The following is a 25,158-nucleotide window of genomic DNA, read 5'->3' as shown; positions in this document are numbered from 1 at the left end:
ACTTTTGGCACGCTGTTGAGTTCTCAAGGAACGGACACTTCCTTCGGACCGCCTTCCAGCGGGCCCTCCGGGCGCTTCGTTCTTTCGTGTTTCCAGCTTACCAGATGTTTTCCGCTCCGTTTTCCGGGGCTTCGTCATCCAACTCGCCGGTGTCTTCCGGGACTTGATGCCCCGTCCGACGTTTCAAACTCTAGCCGATCCCCGCTCCGAAAAGCGAATCCGGCCGCAATCCAATTAACCGCGCACGCCGAATACGCACCGAGCCGCGCCAAGACGCGATCCAGCCCGAACCGGGAAGTGGTGTTTCAGAGGATTGGCTGCCCCGGGACCGTCCGCGCCGATGCGTGTCCGGTGCTCCCTGCCAGGCAGCTCGAAGAACACTAGACCTCTCCGGAGACCGAGTCAAGCGCGGGTTCCAGGGCCTCGACAGTCTCCTCCGCGTTCTCGTCGGCCGGCAGCTGGAATGCCAGGACGGCCACGTCGTCGTCGTGCTCCGACGTGACGCCCATCGCGCGCAGCAGGCGGGCGCAGATCACCTCGGGTGCCCCCACCGCGCCGGTGAGGGTGCGGGCGAGGAGGTCGAGGCCCTGGTCGATGTCCTCGTCGCGGCGCTCGACCAGTCCGTCCGTATAGAGGACGCCGGTCGTCCCGGGCAGGAGGCGCAGGGTGTGCGAGACGTGCAGGCCGCCGCCGGTGCCGAGGGGCGGGCCGTTCTGTTCCTCGCTGCGCAGGATGGTGCCGTCGGGGCAGCGCAGGAGCATGGGGAGGTGGCCGGCGGACGCATAGGAGAGGGTGCGGCGGCGCGGGTCCCAGACGGCGTAGGTGCAGGTGGCGATCTGGTTGGCGTCGATCTCCATGGCGAGGCCGTCGAGCAGGCGCATCACCTCGTGCGGAGGCAGGTCGAGGCGGGCGTAGGCGCGGACGGCGGTGCGCAGCTGGCCCATGACGGCGGCGGCACGCAGACCGCGGCCCATCACGTCGCCGATGACGAGTGCCGTGCGCCCTCCGTCGATGGCGATGACGTCGTACCAGTCGCCGCCGACCGCCGCCTCGGCGCCGCCGGGCTGGTAGGTGGCGGCGACCCGGAGGTCGGCCGGCTGGTCGAGCTTCTGCGGGAGCAGGCTGCGCTGGAGGGTGACGGCGGCCTCGCGCTGGCGGCGTTCGGCCTCGCGGAGCCGGGCGGCGGCGAGCACCTGGTCGGTGACCTCGGCGGCGAAGATGAGGACGCCGGCGGGCGGGCCGCCGACGGGGGTGTCACCGGTGTCCCCGGTGCCGAGCGGGACGCAGGAGACGTTGTAGTAGCGGTTGCCGGTGAGGCCGAGGATGCAGCGGGCCTTGACGCTGCGCGGCCGGCCGCCGCGGATGACCTGGTCCATCAGCGGCAGGACGCCGAGCGTGTTGAGCTCGGGCAGGGCCTCGCAGGCGGGCAGGCCGGTGGGGCGGTCGCCGAAGAGTTCGCGGTAGGCGCGGTTGGCGTGGGCGAGCTGGTGCAGGGGGCCGTAGGTGACGGCGACGGGGGCGGGGATGCGGTTGAGGACCTCGCGCAGGTGCTGGGGTTTGTGCGGGTCGAGGAGTTCCGCCGCAGTGGCGAGGTTGGTCGGGTCGCGCGGGCTGGGGACCACGACGTCGCCGGAGGGCGCGCCTTCCCCCGTGCCGGCCGCGGTCTGCGGGGCGGCACGCCAGGGGACTCCGGTGAGCCGGGCGCTCCAGCGCATGAGGTTCAAACGACGGCCGCTTCCTCGTTTTCCAGTCATATCATCACTTTTTGTGTGCACATCGACACACGGGGTAATGACTCGGTTGGGGCTGATCCTGTCAGGCGGAGGCCCGATTCCGGAAGTCGCGCGCGCCCGGCGTGGCCGTCCGGTCCGTCACGCCGGAGCGTCCGGCCCGGGGTCCGGCCGCCGTCCGAACCCCGCCTCGAACTCCGAACGCGGGTGCTCCAGCGTCCCGAGCGAGACCACCTCGCGGGAGAACAGCCCGCCGAGCAGCCAGTCCATCAGCACCCGCACCCGCCGGTCCGCGCTCGGCAGGCGGCGCAGATGCCGGGCGCGGTGCAGCCACCAGGCCCGCCGCCCGGTGAGCCGTCCGCCGCGCCGGGTGTGGGCGACGGCGCGGCGCAGGCCGAGCGAGGTCGAGCAGACGGCCTGGACCGGCCGGTAGTCGGCGAGGCCGGCCGCGTGCGGTCCGCCGTCCAGGGCGACCGCGATGTTCCGGGCGAGCAGCTCGGCCTGGGCGAAGGCGTGCTGGGCGTTGGGCGCGCAGGGGGCGCCGTCCGCGTGCGGGTCGGGCACGGCCGCGCAGTCGCCGGCCGCCCAGGCGCCGGGCAGCGCGCGTCCGTCCGGGCCGACGGCCTGGAGGGTGGGCAGGCAGCGGACCCGGCCGAGGGTGTCCAGCGGCAGGTCGGTGTCGCGCAGCAGCGGGGACGGGCGCACCCCGGCTGTCCAGACCAGGGTGCGGGCGCCGAACCGGCTGCCGTCGGACAGCGCGACGACCTGGCCGGCCGCCGACTCCAGGGTGGTGCCCAGCCGGACGTCGACGCCGCGTTCGCGCAGCTGTCCGAGGGTGTGCGCGGCCAGTTCTGGCGACTCCTCGGCGAGGATCCGGTCGGTGGCCTCGACGAGGACCCAGCGCAGGTCCTCCGGGGCGACGTTGTGGTAGCCGCGCACCGCGTACCGGGCCATGTCCTCCAGCTCGGCGAGCGCGCCGACGCCCGCGTAGCCGGCACCGACGAAGACGAAGGTGAGCGCGGACTGGCGCAGGGCGGGGTCGCGGGTGGCGGAGGCGAGGTCGAGCTGTTCGAGGACGTGGTTGCGCAGGCCCACCGCCTCGCCGACGGTGGAGAAGCCGAGGCCGTACTCGGCGAGGCCCGGGACGGGGGCCGTCCGGGAGACCGAGCCGGGCGCCACCACCAGGACGTCGTATGGGAGTTCGACCGGGGCGGCGGGTTCACCGGGAGCCGCGGCGTCGGCCCAGGCCCGGCGACTTGCATGTTCGATCCGGGTGATCCGGGCGGTGAGCACCCGGCAGTCCGGCAGGGCCCGGCGGAGCGGGACGACCGCGTGGCGGGGGTCGATCGAGCCGGCCGCGACCTCGGCGAGCAGCGGGTGGTAGGTGAGGTAGGCCTGGGGCTCGACGACGGTGATCTCCACCTCGCCGCGGCGCAGCCGTTCGCGCAGGCCGCGCTGGAGGTGCAGCGCGGTGGCCATCCCGGCGCAGCCGCCTCCGGCGATCAGGATCCTGATGGTGCACCTCCTGACGTAGTGACGTTTCGTCCCGGCCGTCGGGCCGGGAGCGTCCCCCGCCCGGGGGTCCCCCCCCGTCACGCCCCCTATGAAGGACCGCGGGGGGCCGTCTTGTCCACAGTCCGTACGGGGCCGGATGTGGTGCGAGTGGCCAGTGTGGCCAGTTGTGCTGCCCGGGTGAGTTTCTGACGCACTTTCGGCTTCGGAGAGCCGTGAACTATGGTCGGATTGTGTGCCGGAGCGGCCACCGCCATGACAATCGGCGGCGACGCACCGTGGAGCGGCCACTACGGCCAGTTCCAGCGTTGGCGCGAGAACCCGACTGCGGGGCAGTCATCCGGGGAAGGGTAGTTCCCGGACAAGGCCCCGGACGGTGCCGACGCGCCGAGCCCGACGCGCGGCCCGGCCCGGTGGCACGACCGTGGTCACCGGACAGCGACGGGCGGCACGAGCGATGGGTCATCGGGTCATTTCTGACGGACTGAGCTGCACCGGGGGGTGCAGGGGCGGGCGACGACAGGGTCCGGGTTCGGACGCCTGCGGGGGAGAGTTGAGATGATGGAGCAGGAACAGGTGTTGGGGCGGGCGGGCGCATCGCACGCCGGCCAGGGCACGGTGCCGGAGCAGCGCGGCCCGGTGGATCTGCCACCGCAGCACGGGCTGTCGTACGCCGGCGTCCCGTACCGGGCCGAGCCCTCACCGGCGGCCGTACCGGGCGCCCGGCTGCGGGTGGATGCCCGGCGGAATCTGGAGAGTGTGCTGCGGGCCGCCCGGGAGGTGTTCGGCGAGTTCGGGTACGGCGCGCCCATGGAGGAGGTCGCCCGTCGCGCCGGGGTCGGGGTCGGCACGGTGTACCGGCGCTTCCCGAGCAAGGAGGTGCTGGTCCAGCGGATCGCCGCCGAGGAGGTGGCCTGGCTGACCGCACAGGCGCGCGAGTCGCTGTACGGCGGCGGCGGCGCCTGGGAGGCGCTGGCCGGGTACCTGGCGCGGGCGGTCAGCACCGGCGCCGGGCGGCTGCTGCCGCCGGAGGCGTTCCGGTACGCGGAGGAGCTGGGCCGGGTGCCCGAGCAGCGGGCGCCGGAGCAGGCCGTCGCGGCCCGGTACGACCTGCGCGGCGAGGAGGCGTCGCCGGCCGGCGACCCGACGGCGGCGGACGCCGATCCGCGGCTGCTGCTCCAGTTACTGGCCGCCCTCGTGGCCCGCGCGGGCGCGGCGGGCGAACTGCGGGCGGGCGTCACGGTGGCGGACGTGGTGCTGGTGCTGACCGCGTCGGTGCCGGTGCACGCGGCGCGGACGGTGCCGGCCGGGGTGCCGGGGGTCGTGGGTGGTTCCCCGACGGAGGGTCACGCGGTGTCCGGGCCGTCGGACCGGCTGCTGCAGATCCTGCTGGACGGCCTGCGGGCGCGGTGACGTCCGTCGGGTGACACGGCTTTGGGCCGCGGCGCGGGTGCCGTGGCTCGGGGTTGTGGCTCGGGGTTGTGGCTCCTGGCCGTGGCTCGGGGTTGTGGCTCGGCTGCGGCGCGGTGCCGTGGTGGACAAGGGAGTTGGACGAGAACCGGCGCGCGAGCACTGACCGCGCGCCGGGTGTGGGCGTCGCGCAACCCGTCGCCGCGCGCTGGGCGAACACATCCGCGACGGCCCCTCGGAAGAGTGGGTACCGGCCGGTCCGGCTACCGCCCATCTCTGCGCTATGCCATCCTTTGCCCGTGGTTGGAGCCAATGTCCCGATGCGCGCCCTTCGCGCGCCGTCGGCGCCGTGCGACGGGGAACCGTGCGTCTACGCACTCCCGCGCGCCCTGCCACACTACGGGGGCTGTCGTGGAATCTGGGGTCCGTTGTGAGCGCCGAGGAACAGAACGACTACGGCTACGGCCTCGACTTCGGCCGGACTGACGGTCTGGCTGACGGCCGGTCCGCGGGTCTGCCCGACGGCGCGTCCGGGGGCCTCTCCGGCGGGATGCCCGGCCAAGTGCCCGGCGCCGTACCGGGATCGGCCGCCGGCCCGTCCGCCGGCCACGTCCCCGACCAGGCCGGGATGCCCGGCCGCGAGTCGCTCTCCGCCTCCGCCGCCGCCCTCCCATCGGGCCGCGTGCCCGGCCAGGCCCCGGCCGGCCGGGGCGGCGTCGCCCCCGAGGCGTTCGTCGGCGACGGCCGCCCCGTCCGCCCCACCGTGCCCGCCCCCGCCGACCCGGTGGACGGCGAGCGCCCGCCCTCCGACGCCGAGTTGACCGCCCGGGTCCGGGCCGGCGACGACACCGCGTACGAGGAGATCTACCGCCGGCACGCCGACTCCGTCCGCCGCTACGCCCGCACCTGCTGCCGGGACAGCTTCACCGCCGAGGACCTCGCCGGCGAGGTCTTCGCCCGCACCCTGCAGGCGCTCAGGGCGGGCAAGGGGCCCGGGTTCGCCGTCCGCGCCTACCTGCTGACCGCCGTGCGCAACGTCGCCGCGGCCTGGACCCGCAGCGAGCGGCGCGAGCAACTCGTCGACGACTTCAGCGTGTTCGCCCAGACCTCGGCCGCCGTCGTCGACCTCGACCTGGCCGACCCCGGCGCCGACGCCTGGACGATGGCGATGGCCGACCAGCGCATGGTCATGCAGGCGTACGCCGAACTGCCCGAGGACGACCGGGTGGTGCTCTGGCACACCGAGGTCGAGCGGGAATCCCCCAAGACCGTCGCGGTGATGCTCGGCAAGACCGCCAACGCGACCGCCGTCCAGGCCCACCGGGCCCGTGACCGGCTCGCCGCCGGGTTCCTCCAGGCGCACGTCTCCGGCAGCCAGGACGGCTCGTGCGAGGCGTACGCCGGCCGGCTCGGCGCGTACGCGCGCGGCTCGCTGCGCAAGCGGGCGTCGGCGGAGGTCGGGCGGCACCTCAAGGAGTGCGACCGCTGCACGGCCGCGTGCCTGGAACTGTCCGAGATCAACACCGGTCTGCGCGCCCTGCTGCCCGGTGGCGTGCTCGTCTGGGTCGGGGTCGCCGGGTTCAGCGCCGCCGCGGCCGCGGTGGGCGGTGCCGCCGTGGTCGGCGGTGCGGCAGCCGGCACGACGGCGGCGACGTCGGGGTCCACGGCCGGCTCGGCGGCCGGTGCGGGTGCTTCGGGTGCGGGTGCCGGTGGTGCTGGTGCGGCCGGTGGTGCCGCGGGCGGGAGTGGATCCAGTGCCGCTGCCGTGGCCGGCGAGGGTCTCGGCACCGCCGCCAAGGCCGGCATCGCGGCCGCCGTCGCGGTGGCCGCGGCCGCCGTCGCCGCCTACGCGCTCACCAGTTCCTCCGAGCCCAAGCCCCCGGTGGCAGCTCCGGTCGCCACCACCGCCCCGGCCGCCCCCAGCCCGGCGGCGCCCGTACCCGCGGCACCCGCGCCTGCGCCCACCAGCGCCGACCCGACGCCGGAGCCCGCATCCACGCCCAGCCCGGCCGCGAAGCCGTCCCCGTCGCCGACCCGCACGCCGACCCCGACGGCCAGGACCGCGCCCGCGCCCACGCCCGCGCCCACCGGCGCGCCGCCCCCGAAGTCCACGCCCGCCCCACCGGCCCCGCCGGCCCCCACCGTGCCGCCCGTGCCGACGCCCGAGGTACCGCCGGTGCCCACGCCCGAGGTGCCCGTCGTCCCCACGCCGACCCCGCCCCCGGTGCCGACCCCGACCGTCACCCCGCCGTCGCCGCCCGCGCCCACCGACTTCTGGGCCGACTCCCTGCCCGTCGTCAAGCCCAGCAACCACCGGGTGCCCCCGCCCGGCCCGAGCATCCGGCAGAAGGACGGCGACTGGTTCTGGCAGCGCAGCGGCGCCTGGATCGGTGGCGATTACCACCCGCACGCCATCACCGTGCACGCGCCCGCCACCACCCGGATCGACCTCAACCGCAGCTGCACATCGTTCGATGCCGTCGCCGGCGTCGACGACCTGACGGCCTCCCCCGGCGGCGTGATCTTCTCGGTGCAGGGCGGCGACGGCAGCACGCTGTGGCACTCCCGCGCCCTCGGCGCGGGCGACGACGCGGTACCGGTGCACGTGCCCCTCGCCGGGCAGACCTCGATCCGGCTGGTCGTCACCCCGGTGCACGGAATCTGGTCGGCGCTGAACGTCGCGGACTGGGCGGAGGCCCGCTTCAGGTGTTCCTGAAGCGGGCCTCGGAAGGGTCGCTATTGCCTCGGGGGGCCGTCAGATCGCGCAGGAGCCGTCCGCGCAGGCCTCGCCGGCCGGGGCGACCGGAACCGGCGCCGGACGGCGCTCACCGATCTCGGTGGCGACCTGCTCCAGCACCTTGCGGAAGGTCTCGGCCTCCTGGCCGCCCTGCACCGCCCACTTGCCCTCGAACACGAAGGTCGGCACGGCGGTGACGCCCAGCTCCCGGGCCTCCGCCAGCTGCGCGCGCACCTCGGCGGTGCCCTCGTCGCCCGCCAGGTAGGCGGCCACCCGCTCGCGGCCCAGGCCGGTGGCCGCCGCGATGTCGGTGAGGGCGGCGCGGTCGCCGACGTCCACGCCGTCCGTGAAGTGCGCCTTCAGCAGCGCCTCCTTCAGCCGGCCCTGGACGGCCGCGCCGTACTCCGTCTCCGCGAGGTGCAGCAGGCGGTGGCCCAGGAAGGTGTTGGCGTGCAGCGCGGCGTCGAAGTCGTACGTGATGCCCTCGGCCCGGCCCAGCTCTGCCACCCGCGCGTCCATCGCGACCGACTGCGGGCCGTACCGCTCCGCGAGCCACGCACGGTGCGGGCTCGCCGTCGCCGGCGCGTCCGGGACCAGCTGGTACGGCCGGTAGACCACCTCGACGTCCTCCTTGCCCGCGAAGCCGTCCAGCGCCTCCTCGAAGCGGCGCTTGCCGATGTAGCACCAGGGGCAGGCGATGTCGGAGTAGATCTCGACCTTCATGACGGGGGCTCCAGGGGTGGGACGGGGTGTGTCGAGATAGGTGAACGATGAACCATCTCGGTACATTCCCGACACCTCAGGCCTGGGGCGGCGCCGGGACCACCAGGACCGGGCAGGCGGCGTGGTGGACCGCCGCGGTGCTCACCGAGCCGAGAAGCAGACGGCTGAAGCCGCCGTTGCCGCGGGCGCCGACCACCAGGGTGTGCTGCCGGGTCGACGCCTCCAGGAGCACCTCGATCACGTTGCCGAGCACGACGTGCAGCGACAGCTCCCCCGCGTACGGGCGCGCCCGCTGCTCCTGCACGACGGCGACCGAGCGGCGCAGGCCGTCCGCCATGCTCTCCACCAGCGTCTCCACGCTCTCCTGCACCAGCTCCGCCATCCCGGGCGGATAGCCGGCGGGCGCCGGATTGACCACGGCCAGCACGTACAGCGGCAGCCCGAACAGCTCCGCCTCCGTCATCGCCCGGTCCAGCGCCCACAGCGATCCGTCCGACCCGTCACACGCGGCCAACACCCCCGGCGGCCGCCCCGTCGGCGGCCGCCCGAGCACCGACAGCACCACCGGAACCGTCTCCTCCCGCCCGACGCCCACCACCCCGGCCTCCTCCCGCAACACACCCAGCGCAACCCCGCCATCATCACCTGCCCCACCACCCCCCACCCCGAGCCGCGCCGCACCCTGCCGACGCCGGGTGTCGGGTGAAGGAGGGAGTGCGGGCAGGTCGATCGGCAGACGGTGGCATGGCGGGGCGGCGGAGGCCGGCGGGCCCGTTCGGCAGGCGGTGAGGCGGCGGGCGGGCACGGCGGGGAGGGGCAGGCCAGGGGCGAAGGCTGGTCACCAGGTGGGTCAGGGGAGGGCGGGGTGGGTGGGGTGGGGAAGGCCCGTCCAGCAGGCGCCGTGGCGGCGGGCGCGGAGGCGGCGGAGCCAGAGTTCGGTGGAGACCAGGTCGGCGAGGCCCGCGAGGGCGGTCGGGGAGAGGAGGGTGGCGGGGTCGGTGAGGCCGGCGCGGACGGCGGGGAGGTCGATGAGGCCGGCTTCGGCGAGGAGGGGGGCGTCGAAGAGTTCGGCGAGGCCGTCGGCGGCCAGGCGGAGGCCGGCGCGGGCGGGGGCGGTGCGGTCAGGGCGCGGGCCGCGGCCCCAGTCGGGTGGGAGGTCGGTGCGGCCGGCGCCGGTGAGGACGGCGTGCAGGAGGGCGTGCCGGGCGCCGGGCTGGAGGCGGACGTCGTCGGGGAGGAGGCGGGCGGCGCGGACCACCTGGTTGTCGAGGAACGGCGCGTGGAGCCGCTGGCCGGGCTGTTCGGCGGCGTGGACGAGGGTGCGGAAGGAGCGCGCGTGCCGGTAGAGAGCGTGCCGGGCCCGTCTCGCGCCGGGGTGTTCCTCGGGCGCTGGTTTGCGCGCCGCCAGGCGCAGCCGGAGCGCGACAGCGGAGAGCGCGTCGTCGGAGAGCCACCGGGCGGCGGGCCCGGGGACGCACCAGGCGAGGTCGTCGGCGGAGCGGTGGCCGGCCGTTCCGGCGCCGTCGGGGGCATGGCGGGCCGTCAGCTTGGCGGCGGCATCGTCGAGCGCCTCCGCGTACCGGATCCGGGAGAGCCGGTGGGCGGCCCGGACCACGGTGAGCGGGGTGCGCAGCGCGCCGGTGAGGACGCCCGCGGTGGCCCGGTCGGCGCCGGCCAGGGCGGCGACCGGGGGCAGGAGTTCGCGCGGCCGGCCGGCCCGGAGCAGGTCGGCGAGCCGGGCCGGGTGGCCGTCGAGGACCTGGCGGGCGCCGTAGCCGGTGAGGTGGTCGGTGCCGCCGGCGTCGAAGCGGGCCTCGGCACGGGCGGCGGCGACGAGTTCGGGTCCGGGTTCGTCGGTGAGCCGCCCGTGCTGCGGGTCGGCGCGCAGACCGGCGTAGGGCAGGGTGTCGGGGCCGGGGTCGAGGACGGTGTGCCGCAGCCGGGGGGTGTCGGGGGCGAGCGCGAGGGTGGCCGGGGGGTCGGTCTCGCCGAGGGTGACGGCGGCCAACTGTTCGGGCGTGGGGGGCTCGTGAGGAGCCGCACGCGCCCAGGAGCCCTTCACCGCGCCGGTCCGCGCTTCGGTCCGCGCCCCGTTTCTCGGCCCGTTTCGCGGTCCGTTCCGCGCATCGGCCCCGAGACCGGGCACCGGTTCCGTGGAACCCGCCGCAGGCGCCGCCGGGAGCGGCACCGCGGCGGCGAGCAGCGCGACGGTCGCGGAGGCCGTGCCGTACGACAGGTCGACGCCCAGCCGCGCCCGTCCGCTGCCGCGCGGCGCAGGCACGGTGGTTCGGACCCGGGAGCGGACGGATTCCAGCAGGGCACGGGTGAGTTCGCGGACGGCGGGCGCCTCGCCGCGCTGCTGCTCGCCACCGCCGCCGGGCTCGTCGTAGGCGTCGACGTAGGCCCGGCCGCCGCGGACGGCGAGCACGTGGCCGGGCGGCACCCGCTGGACGCCGAGGTACGGGGTGCCGGTGCCGAGCGCCTCGGGCGATTCGGGGCAGGCCAGCCGGGCGGCGAGGTGTCCGGTGTCGAGGGGCGCGCCGACCAGGTCGGCGAGCGGGAGGGCGGCGGTGGCGTACGCGGTGCCGCCGCACCAGGGCGTGTGGAAGACCGGCTGGGCGCCGGCCAGGTCGGTGAGCAGCAGGGTGGAGCGGGTGCCGGTGCGCAGGACGACGGTGTAGCTGCCGGGCCAGGCAGTGAGGTGGCGGACGGCACCGCCGCGGGCGGCGGCGAGGCCGGCGGCGAGTTCGGCGTCGGTGGCACCGCAGTGGCCGAGGACGGCGAGCCGGGTGGTGGCGGGGGTGTCCTCGACGGGGTCGGGCGCGGCGAAGCCGGCGCTGACGGCGGCCCGGGCGCCGGGGCGGAGGGTGGCCAGGCGGATCTCCTCGGGGCGCCAGTCGCCGACCGCCCAGAGCGGGTTGGGGCCGGTCCACAGGGGGCGCGCGGCAATTGGTGCAACCGTGCCGAGCGCCTCGTGCGCCGGTACGCCCGCCCGGGGCGCGTCCGTGCTCCAGCCCGTCAGCCACCGCATCGCGCCTCCACCGGACGAGGACCTGCCGCCGTGCGGCACGTCCGCCGCCCGGCAAGCGGCTCGGGCCGGCCCGTGTCGTGCCGTGGCGGCTGTCCGGTCCGTTCCGGCGCGCCGTCAGGAGACATCGTGCCACCGGTTGGCGCCGCGGTGACCGGTGTTGTCGGTTCCGGTTCCGTGCCCCGCCGTTGGGGGCTCCCGTGCCCCCGCTGTTGGGGCCCCCGCGCCTCGCCGTCGGGGGCTCCCGCGGCCGACACCGGGGCCCCGGCATGCGGCCGGATCCGTTCGGTGGGCGGTGAGCCGCGGCCTCCCGCCGGGCGGGCCGGGCCTCCCCCTCCCTGGCCCGGACCGCCCACGAGGACGCCTTTGTCATGGGCATCGCGAGATGGCCGAAAGGCGTCGTCCAGCCCGGGAGGGCATCCGCATGCCCTCCCGGACCTCACCGCCGCCCGCGGGGATTGAGGCAGCGGCTTCCCCCGGCCCGCCGGGTCCTCGACGGCGGGCCGACCCACGACCACCAGCGAATCGCCGCGCCGCCGGTCGGGCCAGGGGGCACGGCCGGGCGCACGTGAACACGGGACCGGAGCACGACGCTCCGGCGCGCGGCGCCCCCGGTCGATTCCGGGCGGTCCGGACCAAGCCCCGCGAACTCCCCGCGCAGGGCCGCCGGGTGCGCGATCCCGCCATCCGGAATGCGGCCTCTTAACCGTCGGAACGCGTCCGACTACTCTAGGTACAGCAGCTACGGCCCGGTGCCGCCCGGGCCCCGCGCACAAGGCCGCAGGAGGTGCCGCCGCCACCATGACCGTCAGCCCACGAGGACCGAACGAACGGCTCGGCACACTCCTGACCCTCGCCCAGATCAGCAACGCGGGGCTGGCCCGCCGGGTCAACGACCTCGGCGCCCAGCGCGGGCTGACACTGCGCTACGACAAGACGTCGGTGGCCCGCTGGGTCGGCAAGGGCATGGTCCCGCAGGGGCCCGTCCCGCACCTGATCGCCACCGCCATCGGCGGCAAGCTCGGCCGGCCCGTCCCGCTGGAGGAGATCGGCCTCGGCGACACCGACCCCGCGCCCGAACTCGGCCTGGCCTTCCCGCGCGACGTCGGCGAGGCGGTCCGCTCGGCCACCGACCTGTGGCGGGTCGACCTCGACCTGCGCCGCGGACCCGGCGGCGGACGCTGGAGCGACAGCCTGGCCGGCACCTTCTCGGTCGCCGCCTACGCAACACCCGTCTCCCGCTGGCTGATCACCCCGGCGGACGGCTCGGTGGCCCGCGAGGCGCCGCGCGCCGCCAGCGAGACGTCGTCGTACCGGGTCGGCCACTCGGACGCCGCCAAACTCCGCGAGGCCGCCCAGGAGGCGCGCCGCTGGGACTCCAAGTACGGCGGCGGGGACTGGCGTTCGTCCATGGTGCCGGAGTGCCTGCGGGTGGAGGCGGCGCCGCTGCTGCTCGCCTCGTACAGCGACGCGGTCGGCCGGGCGCTGTTCGGCGCGACCGCCGAACTCACCAGGCTGGCCGGGTGGATGGCCTTCGACACCGGGCAGCACGAGGCCGCCCAGCGCTACTACATCCAGGCGCTGCGGCTGGCCCGGGCCGCCGCCGACGTGCCGCTCGGCGGCTACGTGCTCGCCTCGATGAGCCTGCAGGCCGGCTACCGGGGCTTCGCCGAGGAGGCGGTCGACCTCGCGCAGGCCGCCCTGGAGCGCAACCGGGGCCTCGCCACCGCCCGGACGATGAGCTTCTTCCACCTGGTGGAGGCACGGGCCCAGGCCAAGGCCCGCAATGCCGCGGCGTGTGCGACGGCGCTCGGCGCCGCAGAGAGCGCACTTGAACGAGCGCGCGCCGGGGATCCCGATCCGGCATGGATCGACTTCTACGCCTACGACCGGCTCGCCGCCGACGCTGCCGAGTGCTTCCGCGACCTCGGAGTGCCCTCCAAGGTCCGGCAGTTCACCCGCGAGGCGCTGGCCAAGCCCACCGAGGGCTTCGTCCGCTCACACGGCCTGCGGCTGGTGGTCTCGGCGATGGCCGAGGCCGAGGCGGGCAACCTGGACGCCGCGGTCGCCGCCGGCGAGCGCGCCGTCGAGGTGGCCGGCCGGATCTCCTCCCAGCGCAGCCGGGAGTACGTGGTCGAGATGCTGCGCCGGCTGGAGCCCTTCCAGGGCGAGCGGCGGGTCCGCGAACTGGCCGAGCGCGCCCGGGCGGTGATCGTCGCCCCGGCGTGACCCCAGAGGTCCTGACGGTAATTCGGATGCGCCTACGGGAGAGGCCTCGCTATGGTCTCTCTCGTCCAGGTGCGCAGGCAGAGGTTACTTCCACTCTTAATGGGCGTGTCGCGGGTTCGAATCCCGCCGCCGGTACTCGCCGGTGTAGCTCAGTTCGGTAGAGCAGCTACGTCACCTCAGCCGCCTTCGATCTCTGGACACCCATACGTGAATAGGTTTCCGCACCTCCCGGTGCGACGGCAGCGGTTACTTCGGTCGAGTGCCCCCAACGGGGCGCGTTGAAGCTGAGTTCCATCGACCGCGGCCACCTTTGATCTCGGGAGGCAGTGCGCCGGAGTGCCCGGTGCGCAGGCGGGGGTTACTTCGGATCTTGCGGTTCCGGGTTCAAGTCCCGGGCGTGCCGTGCGCGAGAGCAGCCGCTAGCTCAATTCGGAAGAGCACAAGGCATACACACCTCCGCCGACGTCGGCCGCCGGGTCGGCACGATCTCGGGCACCCCTTTCTCCGCGATGCCTCCCTCCCGTTCCACCAGCAGGCCAGGGGGGCTTCGCCATGTCTCGATTCAACGTCCGCAAGGCCAAGGCCGGTCCGACCTCGCCCGTGACCACCACCGGGCAGCGGACCGTCAACCACAATGGCGGCCTCGGCTTCGTCCGGGACCGCAAGTCCGAGCTCTTCCTGCTCTCGGTGGCCAACATGGTCGGCCAGGACACCTTCTACGAGCGCGGCGGCGACCGCGACGACCGCTACACCACGCTAGTGCGCGAACTCGCCGTCGCCGACCCGGAGTGGACCCTCGGGCTGCTGCGCTGGCTGCGCTACGGCGCCCAGCTGCGCACCGCCGCGCTGGTCGGGGCCGCCGAGTTCACCCGGGCCCGGCTGGACGCCGGCGCCCACGGCTACTCGCGGCAGGCCGTCGACGCGGTGCTGCAGCGCCCCGACGAGCCCGGCGAGATGCTCGCGTACTGGACCTCGCGCTACGGCCGGGCGCTGCCCAAGCCGCTCAAGCGCGGCGTCGCGGACGCCGTCCGCCGCCTCTACGACGCCCGCTCGCTGCTCAAGTACGACACCGCCGGCAAGGGCTACCGCTTCGGCGACGTCCTGGAGCTGACGCACCCCGCGCCGGATCCGGAGAAGCCGTGGCAGGGCGCGCTGTTCGCCCACGCGCTGGACCGTCGGCACCGGCCGGAGGAGGCCGTCCCGCCCGCTGCCGACCGGCTGCTGACCGCCAACCGCGAGCTGCTCGCGCTGCCGGTCGCCAAACGCCGGGCCGCCGTCACCGCGAAGGACGGCGCCGAGCGGCTGGCAACGGCCGGGCTGACCTGGGAGGCGCTGGCCGGCTGGCTGCAGGGCCCGCTCGACGCGGCCGCCTGGGAGGCGGTCATCCCGTCGATGGGCCCGATGGCGCTGGTGCGCAACCTGCGCAACTTCGACCAGGCCGGGGTGTCGGACGCGGTCGCGGCCGAGGTGGCCCTGCGGATCTCCGACAAGGGCGAGGTGCGGCGCTCGCGCCAGTTCCCGTTCCGCTACCTGGCCGCGTACCGGCACGCGCCCTCGCTGCGCTGGGGGCACGCACTGGAGACCGCGCTCGGCCACTCGCTCGCCAATGTGCCTGAGCTGCCCGGCCGGACGCTGATCCTGGTGGACCGCTCCGGCTCGATGTTCGACCGGCCCAGCGCGCAGACCCGACTCAACCGGGCCGACTCGGCGGCGATCTTCGGTACCGCGCTGAAGATCCGGGCCGCCGACGCCGACCTGATCGAGTTCGGCACCACCAGCCGGGTGGTGAAGGTCGACCGGGGCGAGGCGGTGCTGCGGGTGCTGGACCGCTTCTCCGACCTCGGCGGCACCAACACCGCCGAAGCCGTCCGCGTGCACTACCGCGGCCACGACCGGGTGGTGATCGTCACCGACGAGCAGACCGGCCCGGCCCACTGGGGCGGCGACCCGCTCGCGGCCGTCCCGGCCCAGGTGCCCGTCTACACCTGGAACCTGGCCGGCTACACGCCCGGCCACGGCCCCAGCGGCAGCGCCCACCGGCACACCTTCGGCGGCCTGAGCGACGCCGCGTTCCGGCTGATCCCGCTCCTGGAGGCCGGCACCAGCGCCGGATGGCCCTGGGAGGCATAGCGACGCGGGGGGGGGGGACGGTGGCGACGCGCGGGGGCGGGGAGCCCCAGCGCGTCGCCGTCCGGCGTCCCGAGCCTCAGGCGGCACCGGGAGGCACCGCGGCGCGATGCCCAAGGCCCACCCCACGCCGGGGCCCCCGGCCGGGGCGGGCGTGAGCCGGTGCGCCCTCGACCGGCCCAGCGCGCCGTGGCACCATCGGCCTGGCCAGGCCCCTCCTGCCCGATGGCGGGCAAGGATGGCGGGCCGGACGGACTGCGAGGAGCGGGCGGTGGCGTACGACTTCGACGTGCTGGTGGTGGGCGGCGGGATCGTCGGCCTCGCCACGGCGTACGCGCTCACCCGGGCCCGGCCGGGGCTGCGACTCGCGGTGCTGGAGAAGGAGCCCGGCTTCGCCGCCCACCAGACCGGGCGCAACAGCGGGGTGATCCACAGCGGCGTCTACTACCGCCCCGGCTCGTACAAGGCGCGGTTCGCCGTGGCGGGCGCCGCCGAGCTGGTGGAATTCTGCCGCGAGCACGGCATCCCGTACGAGGTGACCGGCAAGCTGATCGTGGCCACCGACCCCGCCGAACTGCCCCGGCTGGCGGCGCTGGCCGAGCGCGGCCGGGCCAACGGCATCCCGGTCACCGAGCTCGACCGGGCCGGGATCGCGCGGTACGAGCCGGAGGTCGCCGGTCTGGCCGGGCTGCACGTCGGCACCACCGGCATCTGCGACTTCCCGGCCGTCGCCACGACGTACGCCCGGCTGGCCCGGGAGGCCGGCGCGGAGCTGCGAACGGGCATCGAGCTGTGGGCGGTGGCCCGGCGGGCGGACGGGGTGACGGTGCAGACCTCCACCGGGGAGCTGCGCTGCCGGGTGCTGGTGAACTGCGCCGGGCTGCACAGCGACCGGATCGCCCGGCTGGCCGGCGACGACCCGGGGGTGCGGATCGTCCCCTTCCGCGGCGAGTACTACGAACTCACCAAGGAGCGACGGGATTTGGTGCGCGGCCTGGTCTACCCGGTACCCGACCCGGCGTTTCCCTTCCTCGGCGTGCACCTCACCCGGGGCATCCACGGGGACGTGCACGTCGGCCCGAACGCGGTGCCCGCGCTGGCCCGCGAGGGGTACGACTGGCGGACCGTCCGCCCGCGCGACCTGGCCGGGACGCTCGCCTTCCCGGGCACCTGGCGGATCGTGCGGCGGCACTGGCGGTACGAGGTCGGCGAGCTGCACCGCTCGCTGTCCAAGCGGGCGTTCACCCTCGCCGTCCGGCGGCTGCTGCCCGCGGTGACCGCCGACGACCTGGTGCCGGCCGCCGCCGGGGTACGCGCCCAGGCCGTGGCCAGGGACGGCTCGCTGCTGGACGACTTCGCCTTCGCCGGCTTCGACCCGGACGACCCGCGCTCCCCGCGCCGCCTGGTGCACGTCCTCAACGCCCCCTCCCCCGCCGCGACGGCCTCCCTGCCGATCGGCCGGGAGGTGGCCCGGCGGGCGCTGGCGGCACTGGAGGCCGGAGGGTGAGCGCGGGGACAAGCCTGAGGGCGAGCCCGGGAATGAGCCCGGTCACAGGCCCTGCGGAAGGTGCCCAGCGGCCCCGTAGACTCGGGGGATTGTGACTGCCACCGCCCCCATCCCCCAGCAAACGCCGTCCGCCCGCCTGTCCGCCGCGCCGGCCGGCTACCCCGCGCCGATGTACCCGCACAAGGCGACCGAGGCCCAGCACCGCGAGCGGCGCATCCGCAGCTTCCAGCCGCGCCGGGGGCGGATGACCAACGCCCAGGCGGGCGCCCTGGACCGGGGCTGGGAGACCTACGGCATACCGATCGACGGCAGCCCGCTCGACCTGCGCGAGCTGTTCGGCGAGCGGCCGGTCACCCTGGAGATCGGCTTCGGCATGGGCGAGACCACCGCCACGATGGCCGCCGCCGATCCGGCGATGGGCATCCTCGCCGCCGACGTCCACACGCCCGGCCACGGCAACCTGCTCGGCCTGCTGGAGCGCGACGGCTCCGACAACGTCCGGCTGGCCGCCGGCGACGCCGTCATCCTGATGCGCGACATGCTGCCGGACGCCTCGCTGGCCGGCCTGCGGGTCTACTTCGCCGACCCGTGGCCCAAGCCCAAGCACCACAAGCGCCGGCTGATCCAGGAGTCCTTCCTCGACCTCGTCCTGCCCCGCCTCGCCCCCGGCGCCCTGGTGCACTGCGCGACCGACTGGGAGCCGTACGCCGAGCAGATGCTGGCCGTGCTGTCTGCCTCGCCGGAGCTGGAGAACTTGCACCCCGAGGGTGACGGGACCGGCTGGCTGGAGCCCGCGGACCACCCGGACGGCAGCATCCCCGGGTACGCGCCGCGGCCCGCGTGGCGGCCGGTCACCAAGTTCGAGCGGGCCGGGATCGCCAAGGGCCACGTCGTCCACGACCTGCTGTTCCGCCGCCGCTGAACCTCCGGGGCCGTTCGAACGGCCCTCCCCGCCATGATCGACGGGCCCCGCGCGACGCGGACGATTCGTCCCGAGTCCTCCCGGCGGGCCCGTGCCGTGGCCTACCCTGTGCCGGGTGAGCAGCCCGTCCGGCGGCGGGTTCCGGGCCACCGTCCAGGCCGCCGCTGACGCACCGGAGACGGCCCCGCGCACCGGCGGCACCTGGACCATCCCGGGGCCCCGGAGGCGTCGGGTCCAGCGGTTCGTGCCGTGGCCGACCGGGTCCGCCCCGGCGCGGCCCGCCGTCCTCCGGTCCGCCCTCCTCCAGTCCACTCTCCTCCGGCGCACCCGCTCGCTGGCGCTTCCCTCCGTCACCGCGACCGCCGTCCTGACCCTGGCCGGCTGCGGGGTCCTGATCCTGCAGCTGGTCCAGCGGCAGACCGGCACCACCGGGCTGCTGGTCGGCCTCGGCCTGGCAATGGTCCCGCTGCCGTTCGTGCTCGGCGGCCTCGCCTGGCTCAACCTGACCGCCCGGGTGCCGCTGCGGCACACCGTGTTCTGCCTCGGCTGGGGCGCCTGCGCAGCGACCACCGTCGCGATCCTCGCCAACAACTGGACCAGCAGCCACCTCACCGCCCACCAGGGCCCGCTCGGCGAACTGCTGGGCGCCGGCATCGTCACCCCGGTGATCGAGGAGACCGCCAAGGGCACCGCCCTGCTCGTCCTGCTGCTACCGATCGGCGGACGGCTCCGCTGCCGCGGCCTCCGGGACGGGCGCCCCTGCGCGCCGTTGCTGTACCGCCTGCCGGGCCCCCGGCGCCCCCGACCGTACGCGCGCCGCCCCGCCGGTCCGCACGCCCGGGGACGGCTGGGGCTGCGCCCCTACCTGCGCCCGCTGCCGTACCTGCGCCCCGCCCCGCCGCCCGGCGACCGCGGGCACCCCCGCTCCCGGCCGCGCACCCTGGCCGCCGGGGTGGTCCTCGGCGGGATGGCCGCCTGCGGCTTCGCCTTCACCGAGAACGCCCTCTACCTGGGCCGGGCCTTCACCAGCGACCAGCAGCAGCGGCTGGACAGCATCGGCCTCGGCGAGCCGCCCAGCCTGCGCGACTTCGACAGCACCGTCCAGACCTTCGTCCTGCGCGGCCTGCTCTCCCCCTTCGCCCACCCGCTGTTCACCGCCCTCACCGGGCTCGGCCTCGCCGTCGCGCTCACCACCCACCGCCGCTGGCTGGCCCGGATCGCCGCCCCGATCGGGCTGCTGCTGGCGATGGTCCTGCACGGCACCTGGAACGCCGCCGCCGACCTCGGCACGCACGGCTTCCTGCTGGTGTACGCGGTGCTGATGGTGCCCTGCTTCGCCGCGCTGATCTGCTTCGCCGCCTGGGCCAGATCCCGAACCGCCCGGCACGCCGCCAGAGGCGGGAAGCGCTCCGCCGAGCCCCGGTGAAGAACCGATTTCCCATCCGGGCGACTTCCACGTATTGTTGTGTTCACCGACGCGGGGTGGAGCAGCTCGGTAGCTCGCTGGGCTCATAACCCAGAGGTCGCAGGTTCAAATCCTGTCCCCGCTACTCAGTAGCCGAAAGGCCCGGAGGATTCGTCCTCCGGGCCTTTCGCGTTTCCCGGGCCGGCCGCGAATAATCCGTTGCCCTCCTCCGGGTGACCTGCCTATCGTGGCCGCACACTGAAAGGAGGTGATCCTGAGTTGAGTTCCATCAGGATGTGTGAGGTGGCTGCTCGCTAGAGCCGCCCCTGCCTGCGCAGGGTGGGACCCCAGGTCCCCGGCAGGCGAAATCCATAGCAGTCACCCGGCCCGCGGGCTCACCGGTTCATCCCCGGTGCCTCGGCGCCAGGCCAGTGCACGGGCCGGCGCGGAGGAGCAGCCCGCGGGCTGTCTGCTTTTCCGGGCACCTTTGTCTCTCAGGTGCGCCTTTGTCTCTTCCGGTGCACCTTCGTCGTAGCGGGGGCGGCCCGGAGGCGTTCCCGTGGTGGGGCCGCAGCGCTAGAGTCGGCCCGGGTTCCGGAGCGGAGCGGCGCGGGCACAGGGGGTAGGCGATGGCGAAGACGCGGCGGCGGGGCGGCACGGCGGCCCTGCGGACGGCGCAGTGGACCGCGGCCGGGGTCCTGCTCGGGACCGGGCTGCTCGGGCTGCTGCTGTTCTCGCTCGGGCGGGCGCAGGCCTGGCAGGCGCTGGGCGGCGGGCTGGTGGTGGCCGGGGCGTCGACGGTGGTGGGCGGTGCGCTGGGTTTCCTGTTCGGGGTGCCGCGCGTACGCAGCGGCTCCGCCGAGCCGCAGGGCTCGTACGCGCCGAACACCAACCTGGAGCAGGTGTCGGACTGGCTGACCAAGGTCCTGCTCGGCGTCGGGCTGACCCAGCTCGGCTCGCTCGGCGAGCGGCTGCACCAGCTCGGCACGGCGCTGGCGCCCGCGCTGGGCGGGGAGGACGCGGCCGTGCCGTTCGCGGCGGCGCTGGTGCTGTACTTCCTGGTCTTCGGCTTCCTGGCGGGCTGGCTGGTGACCAGGCTCGCGCTGCCGCAGGTGCTGACCGACGCGGACCAGGCGCTGGACCTCTTCCTGGCCGGGCAGGACCGCGACCGGCGCGGCGACAAGGTGGGCGCGGACGACCTGCGGGTGCGCGCGATGCAGCAGCTCGGGCTGCTGGGCGGCAGCGCGGACCAGCCGGCCGCGCTGGCCGGGCAGCTGCCGCCCTCGTCGGCGCCCGCGTCGTCCACGTCCTGCGGGCCGGAGGGCGTGGTGGCCGAGGTCCGGTCGACCGCGCGCCGCTCGGCGCTCACCGCCGATCAGGTGCGGGAGCTGTACGCGGACGGCTCGGAGGGGCGACGGATCCAGGCGCTCGCACTGATGCAGGGCGATTCGGCGCTGGCCGACCTGCCGAGCGTGCTGGACGCGATCGAGCACCCGCGCTCGGGCTTCGAGCAGTACCACGCGCTGCTGGCCGCCCGGGGGCTGCTCTCCCGGCTTCCCGCCGCCGACGGGCAGCGGCTGCGGGACGCGGTGGCGGGGCAGTTGGTGCTGCCTGACGGCATTCCGTACGGCAGCGACCGGAGTTGGCTGGCGGAGAAAATACTGTCCCGCCTGGAGGGGACGGCCTTCCTGCCGCCGCAGCAGCAGCCGCCGGCCGTCTCGACTCCTGCTCCGGCTGCGGCTCCGGCTCCGGCTCCGACCGCTGCGGATAACTCCTAGACTGCGAAGTGCAGTTCGGGCTGCTCCCACCTCGTCTCCATGGGCGAGGCGATCATCAGATGCACCCGCCCGCCTGCTGGCTATTACCGGCGGCCCGACGGCGGTGGTCGGCGGCGCACAGCACCAGGACGCGGCGGGTGCGGCCGTCCTCGGCGCGCGGGAAGCGGCGGATCTCGCTGGCGATCCGGCGCTCCCCGAGGGCGTACCGCAGGGCGTCGAGGCGGCCGCAGGGGCGACCGTGGCCGTCGTGCAGCGGGTAGACACGCACCTCGCCGTCCGGGGCGGTCACCCGGACCAGTTCCACCAGCGCGTCCAACTGCCGCCGCGGGCCGAAGCGTTCGGGGTAGGCGAAGAGCAGGTAGCCGCTCAGGGTGAGGGCGAACGCGCCGTCCGCGAACGGCAGCCGGGGCAGTGCGGCGGCCACGTACTGCTCGGGGTGGGCGGCCGAGTCGGCGGTGTACAGCCGGCGGGCGCGGTCCCAGCTGCGCAGGTAGCGGTCGTACGGGCGCAGCCGTGCGGGCGGGTACAGCTCGGGGCGGGCGGCCATCGCGGCGGCCATCGCCGCCCGGGCGGCCAGCGCGTGGGCGGCGACCTCGGGCGGGGGCAGGGCGTACGCCGGGTCGGCGGCGATCACGTGGCAGCCGAGTGCGCGGGCCTCGGCGGGCAGACCGGCCGCGCCGCCCGGGCAGTCGAGCACCGGTCCGGGCACGGCGGCGAGCCGGGCGCGGGTGAGGCCGAAGAGCCCGCAGTACTCGTCCAGCGGGCGGGAGGTGACCAGGAGGCCCGGGTCCACGGCGGGGGTGTCGTCGGCCACCCGGCCATCCGAACACGGGCCGGCCCCGCCCGCATCCGGAGTGGTCCGGGGCGCGGGCGGGGCCGTTGCGGTAGGTCGGGGCCGTCGGGGCCGTTGTAGTCGGTCGGGCTCAGCGACCGAGCAGGCCCCGAGCGGCGGCCCGGTTGACGTTGGTCAGGGCGCGGACCAGCTGCGCGGTGAGGAGGATGATCAGCAGACCGGCCACCGCCAGCCCGGCGATCTGCCAGACGCCCTGGATGTAGTAGACATGCTCGACGCCCTTGCTGTCCCGGTAGTCGAACAGCCGGGCGCCCGGCCACGGGGTGTAGGTCGCGAAGACCCAGTGGTACAGCGGGTAGAGCAGCAGCGCCCAGCCGAGTACCTGGAACACCAGGGTCAGCACGAAGCTGAGCACCGCCCACGGGAAGTTCAGCACCTGGTACAGCACGGCCTTCCACCCGGCCGCGTCCGCCATCCGCGCGGTGATCGCACCCCAGGTGCCCGGCCGGACCTGGCGCACCGGCGCCGGGGCGGGCACGTCCAGGGCGAGCATGGTCCGCACCCGCGACCGCTCCAGCCGGCCGAGGCCGCGGGCGGCGACGGTCAGCCCGGCCAGCACGGGCAGGCCGAGGGCCGTGACGATGGTGCCGAGGCCCAGCGCGAAGAGCGGGATCGCGACAACGAAGCCGGCGATCGCCACCGGCAGGCCGGTGAGCACGTAGCCGACCTCGCGGTAGTAGTGCGCGGAGAACGGCGCCCGCCAGAAGGGCGGCGGCTCCTCCGTCCGGCGGGCGCGGGTGGGGTGGAGGCCGCTGTCACCGTGGAGGCCGTCCTGCTCGCGGTCCTGCGTGGTGTGGCTGCTGCTCATGTCCCCGGCCTCGGTCTCGTCGTCGTTCGGTGCTTCGGATGCTGACGTGTCCCAGTCTTCCGGGGAGGCGTCGCCGGGGGCATCCGGAGGCCTGGCGGATCCGGGGTGGGGTTAACCCCCCGCCCCCGGCCACTCGTCGGCGAGCAGCGAGTACTCGCGGATGGCCGGCCTGGGGCCTGTGAGTCGTACGGGGACCATGGCTGCCGACCCTACCCCCGGTCAGCGGTTACCGTTCGGCTTATGAACGACGAAGACCTGCGGCTCGCCCCGCGCACCAAGGCCGCCGACCTGCTCGCCTGGGCGGCGGCGGAGGGCCGCACCCCGGTGGCCGAGGCGCCGCTGCGTTCGGTGCTGGCGCTGCTGGAGCTGGGCGAGGGCAGGATGCACGACGGCTGGCCCGAGCTCACCTCGCCCGCGGTGGAGCACCTGCTCTACGAGCGGCTCTACCTGTACGTCCAGCCCGCGCCGGACGAGGACCCGCTGGCGTACGGCGCGGCCGTACGGCTGCTGATCGACCATCAGCGGGCGGCGAAGCGGCTCAACGCCAAGCGCCAGGAGCGGCTGCACGCCGAGGCCGAGTGGCAGGGCGAGGTCGCGGCCGGGCTGCTGCGCCGGGCCGACCTGGTGACCTGGCCCCGGCTGTACGCGCTGCTGCTGCACGCGCACGGCGTGGACGTCGCGGACGAGGCGGCCGTACGGGACTGGCTCGCCGCGTTCCGGGAGCTGGCGGAGGAGGAGCGGCTGGCCGCGTTCGCGGCGCTGGCGCCGGCCGGGTGGCTGGACGAGCCGGACGAGCAGGGCTGGAGCCCGGCCCGGGTGCTCTCGGTCGGCATGGCCACGGACGGCGCGCGGCGGCTGCTGGAGCAGGGCCTGATGCGGCGCAGCTACCGCAACCTGGCCGAGCTGACCGCGCTGGGGCGGCCGATGCCGGACGAACTGGCCGGGGACTTCGGGGAGTTCGAGGACGCGGCGGCGGAGGCGGCGCTCGCGCTGTACGGCGAGTGGACGGTCCCGGGGCTGCCGCGGCTGCTGGTGGAGGAGTTCCCGGAGCTCGCGCCGGAGCCGGGGCAGGCGGAGATCGACGCGTACGTGGCGCAGCTGCTGGAGGAGTGAGGCGTCGAGCCCCGGCCGTCGAGCCCCGGCCGTCGCGTACGGCCGGGGCTCGACGGGAGGCGTCAGGGGTTCTCGTCCGTCGGAGTTCCCATCATGGGTACTCGCCAGGGGTACTCGTCAGGGGTACTCGTCAGGGGTACTCGTCAGGGGTTGAGGCCGCGCTGCTGGAGCCAGGTCTCCGGGTCGACCGGGGCGCCGCCGCCGGGGCGGACCTCCAGGTGCAGGTGCGGGCCGGTGACGTTGCCGGTGGCGCCGACCTTGCCGATCTGCTGGCCGGACGCGACCTGGCCCGAGCCCTTGATGATCGAGGAGAGGTGGCAGTACCAGATCTCGGTGCCGTCGGGCAGGGTCTCGACGATCCGGTAGCCGTACGCGCCGGACCAGCCGGCCGAGGTGATGGTGCCCTGGCCGACCGCGTAGACCGCGGTGCCGGTGTCGGCGGCGAAGTCCAGGCCGGTGTGCAGGTGGGCCCAGTAGCGGGCGCTCTGGCCGTAGTGGGCGGAGAGGTTGTAGTCGCGCACCGGCAGCGTGAGGGCGGCGGCCTTGGCCTGCTCGGCCTCCGCGGCCGCCTTCTTCGCCTCGGCCTCCTTGGCGGCGGCCTTGGCCTCGGCTTCCTTCGCGGCCTGCAGGCGGGCGCTCTCGTCGGCGGCGGTGCGCTGGCCGTCGGCCTGCTGCTGGATGCGGGCGGCGAGCGCGAGGCCGGGGTCGGCGGAGAGGCCGGCCGGGGCCTCGTCCGAGGCCTCGATGGCGGGCGCGGCGGCCGGGGTGGCGGAGGCGAAGCCGGTGGCGCCCAGGGTGGCGGCGACGGCGGTGACGCCGAGCAGCGGGGAGGCCCCGCGGGTCTGACGCGGCATCCGGTGCCGGTTGGCCTCGGCCTCCGGGGCCGCGATCTCGCTCTCGGCCGGGCGCGGGTGGTCGAGGAGCTGGGTACCGGCTGCGGAGCCGGCGGGGTGTGCCGGGGTGTGCGTCGACGCCACGGAGGCGTGCTCCTTTCCTTCCTTCGCGCCTACCGGGTTAGCTGACGGGTTCGGAGCAGGAAGGTCTCCTACGGCCGGGCCGGAGCCCCGCCGATTCACCCCAAGGAACGTGGTTCCCCGGCTCCCTGACCTGCCCGGAGGCCGGCCGGCGGGATTAGGCGACGGCGCACGGTGCCGTCTGGGTACGGCGTTGACGACCGCGCTGCGTTATCAGACGTTAATCCCAGGAGCCCCTGATTCCAAGCCATCCGCCCGGGACGGCCGACAACCGCACGGGCGGCTTGTGCCCTATGGCCGTT

General features: G+C 75.3%; 16 protein-coding genes, 2 tRNA genes, 1 pseudogene and 1 riboswitch. Of the genes and pseudogenes, 11 read left to right on the top strand and 8 right to left on the bottom strand.

Annotation, left to right across the window (positions count from 1 at the left end):
- Nucleotides 1–449: 449 nt before the first annotated feature.
- Together KV557_RS30755 and KV557_RS30750 are read right to left on the bottom strand one after the other, a co-directional pair.
- Nucleotides 450–1,724 (bottom strand): annotated as a pseudogene (locus KV557_RS30755) (PP2C family protein-serine/threonine phosphatase); the annotation flags it as partial.
- Nucleotides 1,725–1,871: 147 nt separating this feature from the next.
- Nucleotides 1,872–3,326: an NAD(P)/FAD-dependent oxidoreductase gene (locus tag KV557_RS30750; RefSeq protein ID WP_374106696.1), complete on the bottom strand. Its 1,455-nt coding sequence runs from the start codon at nt 3,324–3,326 to the stop codon at nt 1,872–1,874.
- 474 nt (nt 3,327–3,800) lie between these two features.
- On the opposite strand from KV557_RS30750, the gene KV557_RS30745 reads away from it, so the two are divergent.
- Both KV557_RS30745 and KV557_RS30740 read left to right on the top strand, forming a co-directional pair.
- Complete coding sequence (locus KV557_RS30745) at nt 3,801–4,655, top strand: TetR/AcrR family transcriptional regulator (protein ID WP_256178184.1); 855 nt, start codon at nt 3,801–3,803, stop codon at nt 4,653–4,655.
- Between the two features lie 427 nt (nt 4,656–5,082).
- Nucleotides 5,083–7,368: a sigma-70 family RNA polymerase sigma factor gene (locus KV557_RS30740; protein WP_308130152.1), complete on the top strand. Its 2,286-nt coding sequence runs from the start codon at nt 5,083–5,085 to the stop codon at nt 7,366–7,368.
- Nucleotides 7,369–7,407: 39 nt separating this feature from the next.
- Here the strand turns inward: KV557_RS30740 and KV557_RS30735 are convergent, their stop codons facing one another.
- The 3 genes from KV557_RS30735 to KV557_RS30725 form a co-directional block, all read right to left on the bottom strand.
- On the bottom strand, nt 7,408–8,112 hold the full coding sequence (locus tag KV557_RS30735; protein WP_218204818.1) for a DsbA family oxidoreductase: 705 nt from the start codon (nt 8,110–8,112) through the stop codon (nt 7,408–7,410).
- Between the two features lie 76 nt (nt 8,113–8,188).
- Nucleotides 8,189–8,710 (bottom strand): universal stress protein, encoded by a 522-nt coding sequence (locus KV557_RS30730; RefSeq protein WP_218204817.1) that lies wholly within the window; start codon nt 8,708–8,710, stop codon nt 8,189–8,191.
- 252 nt (nt 8,711–8,962) lie between these two features.
- Nucleotides 8,963–11,143, bottom strand: a complete 2,181-nt coding sequence (locus KV557_RS30725; RefSeq protein WP_218204816.1) for an asparagine synthase-related protein — start codon at nt 11,141–11,143, stop codon at nt 8,963–8,965.
- A gap of 798 nt (nt 11,144–11,941) precedes the next feature.
- Between KV557_RS30725 and KV557_RS30720 the strand changes: the two genes are divergently transcribed.
- The 8 genes from KV557_RS30720 to KV557_RS30685 all read left to right on the top strand — a co-directional run bounded on the left by KV557_RS30720 (nt 11,942) and on the right by KV557_RS30685 (nt 21,108).
- Nucleotides 11,942–13,369, top strand: a complete 1,428-nt coding sequence (locus tag KV557_RS30720; RefSeq protein WP_218204815.1) for an MFS transporter — start codon at nt 11,942–11,944, stop codon at nt 13,367–13,369.
- Nucleotides 13,370–13,442: 73 nt separating this feature from the next.
- Nucleotides 13,443–13,504, top strand: a tRNA-Ser gene (locus tag KV557_RS30715).
- A gap of 417 nt (nt 13,505–13,921) precedes the next feature.
- Entirely contained in the window at nt 13,922–15,499 is a 1,578-nt protein-coding gene (locus KV557_RS30710; RefSeq protein ID WP_218204814.1) for a TROVE domain-containing protein, read from the top strand.
- Between the two features lie 235 nt (nt 15,500–15,734).
- A complete protein-coding gene (gene lhgO / locus KV557_RS30705) occupies nt 15,735–17,003 on the top strand; it encodes an L-2-hydroxyglutarate oxidase (RefSeq protein ID WP_218204813.1) in 1,269 nt (422 codons plus the stop codon).
- A gap of 91 nt (nt 17,004–17,094) precedes the next feature.
- Nucleotides 17,095–17,925 (top strand): tRNA (guanosine(46)-N7)-methyltransferase TrmB, encoded by an 831-nt coding sequence (trmB, locus tag KV557_RS30700; protein WP_308130151.1) that lies wholly within the window; start codon nt 17,095–17,097, stop codon nt 17,923–17,925.
- A 115-nt stretch (nt 17,926–18,040) separates the two neighbouring features.
- On the top strand, nt 18,041–19,351 hold the full coding sequence (locus tag KV557_RS30695) for a PrsW family intramembrane metalloprotease (protein WP_218204812.1): 1,311 nt from the start codon (nt 18,041–18,043) through the stop codon (nt 19,349–19,351).
- Between the two features lie 50 nt (nt 19,352–19,401).
- Nucleotides 19,402–19,475: transfer RNA gene (locus KV557_RS30690), tRNA-Met, on the top strand.
- 484 nt (nt 19,476–19,959) lie between these two features.
- A complete protein-coding gene (locus KV557_RS30685) occupies nt 19,960–21,108 on the top strand; it encodes a hypothetical protein (RefSeq protein ID WP_218204811.1) in 1,149 nt (382 codons plus the stop codon).
- A 55-nt stretch (nt 21,109–21,163) separates the two neighbouring features.
- On the opposite strand, the gene KV557_RS30680 is transcribed toward KV557_RS30685, so the two are convergent.
- Together KV557_RS30680 and KV557_RS30675 are read right to left on the bottom strand one after the other, a co-directional pair.
- Nucleotides 21,164–21,922, bottom strand: a complete 759-nt coding sequence (locus tag KV557_RS30680; protein WP_218204810.1) for a phage tail protein — start codon at nt 21,920–21,922, stop codon at nt 21,164–21,166.
- Nucleotides 21,923–22,031: 109 nt separating this feature from the next.
- Entirely contained in the window at nt 22,032–22,769 is a 738-nt protein-coding gene (locus KV557_RS30675; RefSeq protein WP_218204809.1) for a sensor domain-containing protein, read from the bottom strand.
- Between the two features lie 240 nt (nt 22,770–23,009).
- Here KV557_RS30675 and KV557_RS30670 point away from each other — a divergent pair, with 240 nt between their 5' ends.
- Nucleotides 23,010–23,882, top strand: a complete 873-nt coding sequence (locus KV557_RS30670) for a hypothetical protein (protein ID WP_218204808.1) — start codon at nt 23,010–23,012, stop codon at nt 23,880–23,882.
- Nucleotides 23,883–24,025: 143 nt separating this feature from the next.
- Here KV557_RS30670 and KV557_RS30665 read toward each other — a convergent pair whose 3' ends face one another.
- A complete protein-coding gene (locus tag KV557_RS30665) occupies nt 24,026–24,859 on the bottom strand; it encodes a M23 family metallopeptidase (protein WP_308130150.1) in 834 nt (277 codons plus the stop codon).
- A 12-nt stretch (nt 24,860–24,871) separates the two neighbouring features.
- A riboswitch (cyclic di-AMP (ydaO/yuaA leader) is annotated at nt 24,872–25,030 on the bottom strand.
- Nucleotides 25,031–25,158 lie beyond the last annotated feature (128 nt).

The sequence above is a fragment of the Kitasatospora aureofaciens genome (assembly GCF_019192735.1).
In the GTDB taxonomy this organism is placed as follows: Bacteria; Actinomycetota; Actinomycetes; order Streptomycetales; family Streptomycetaceae; genus Kitasatospora; species Kitasatospora aureofaciens_A.
This window is presented reverse-complemented; position numbering and strand designations above follow the sequence as displayed.

Excerpts from the sequence above, each read along its gene's own strand:
- KV557_RS30745 (WP_256178184.1), top strand. The coding sequence starts at position 3,801 with ATGATGGAGCAGGAACAGGTGTTGGGGCGGGCGGGCGCATCGCACGCC.
- KV557_RS30735 (WP_218204818.1), bottom strand. The coding sequence starts at position 8,112 with ATGAAGGTCGAGATCTACTCCGACATCGCCTGCCCCTGGTGCTACATC.
- KV557_RS30725 (WP_218204816.1), bottom strand. The coding sequence starts at position 11,143 with ATGCGGTGGCTGACGGGCTGGAGCACGGACGCGCCCCGGGCGGGCGTA.
- KV557_RS30720 (WP_218204815.1), top strand. The coding sequence starts at position 11,942 with ATGACCGTCAGCCCACGAGGACCGAACGAACGGCTCGGCACACTCCTG.
- KV557_RS30710 (WP_218204814.1), top strand. The coding sequence starts at position 13,922 with ATGTCTCGATTCAACGTCCGCAAGGCCAAGGCCGGTCCGACCTCGCCC.
- lhgO (WP_218204813.1), top strand. The coding sequence starts at position 15,735 with ATGGCGGGCCGGACGGACTGCGAGGAGCGGGCGGTGGCGTACGACTTC.
- KV557_RS30685 (WP_218204811.1), top strand. The coding sequence starts at position 19,960 with ATGGCGAAGACGCGGCGGCGGGGCGGCACGGCGGCCCTGCGGACGGCG.
- KV557_RS30675 (WP_218204809.1), bottom strand. The coding sequence starts at position 22,769 with ATGAGCAGCAGCCACACCACGCAGGACCGCGAGCAGGACGGCCTCCAC.
- KV557_RS30670 (WP_218204808.1), top strand. The coding sequence starts at position 23,010 with ATGAACGACGAAGACCTGCGGCTCGCCCCGCGCACCAAGGCCGCCGAC.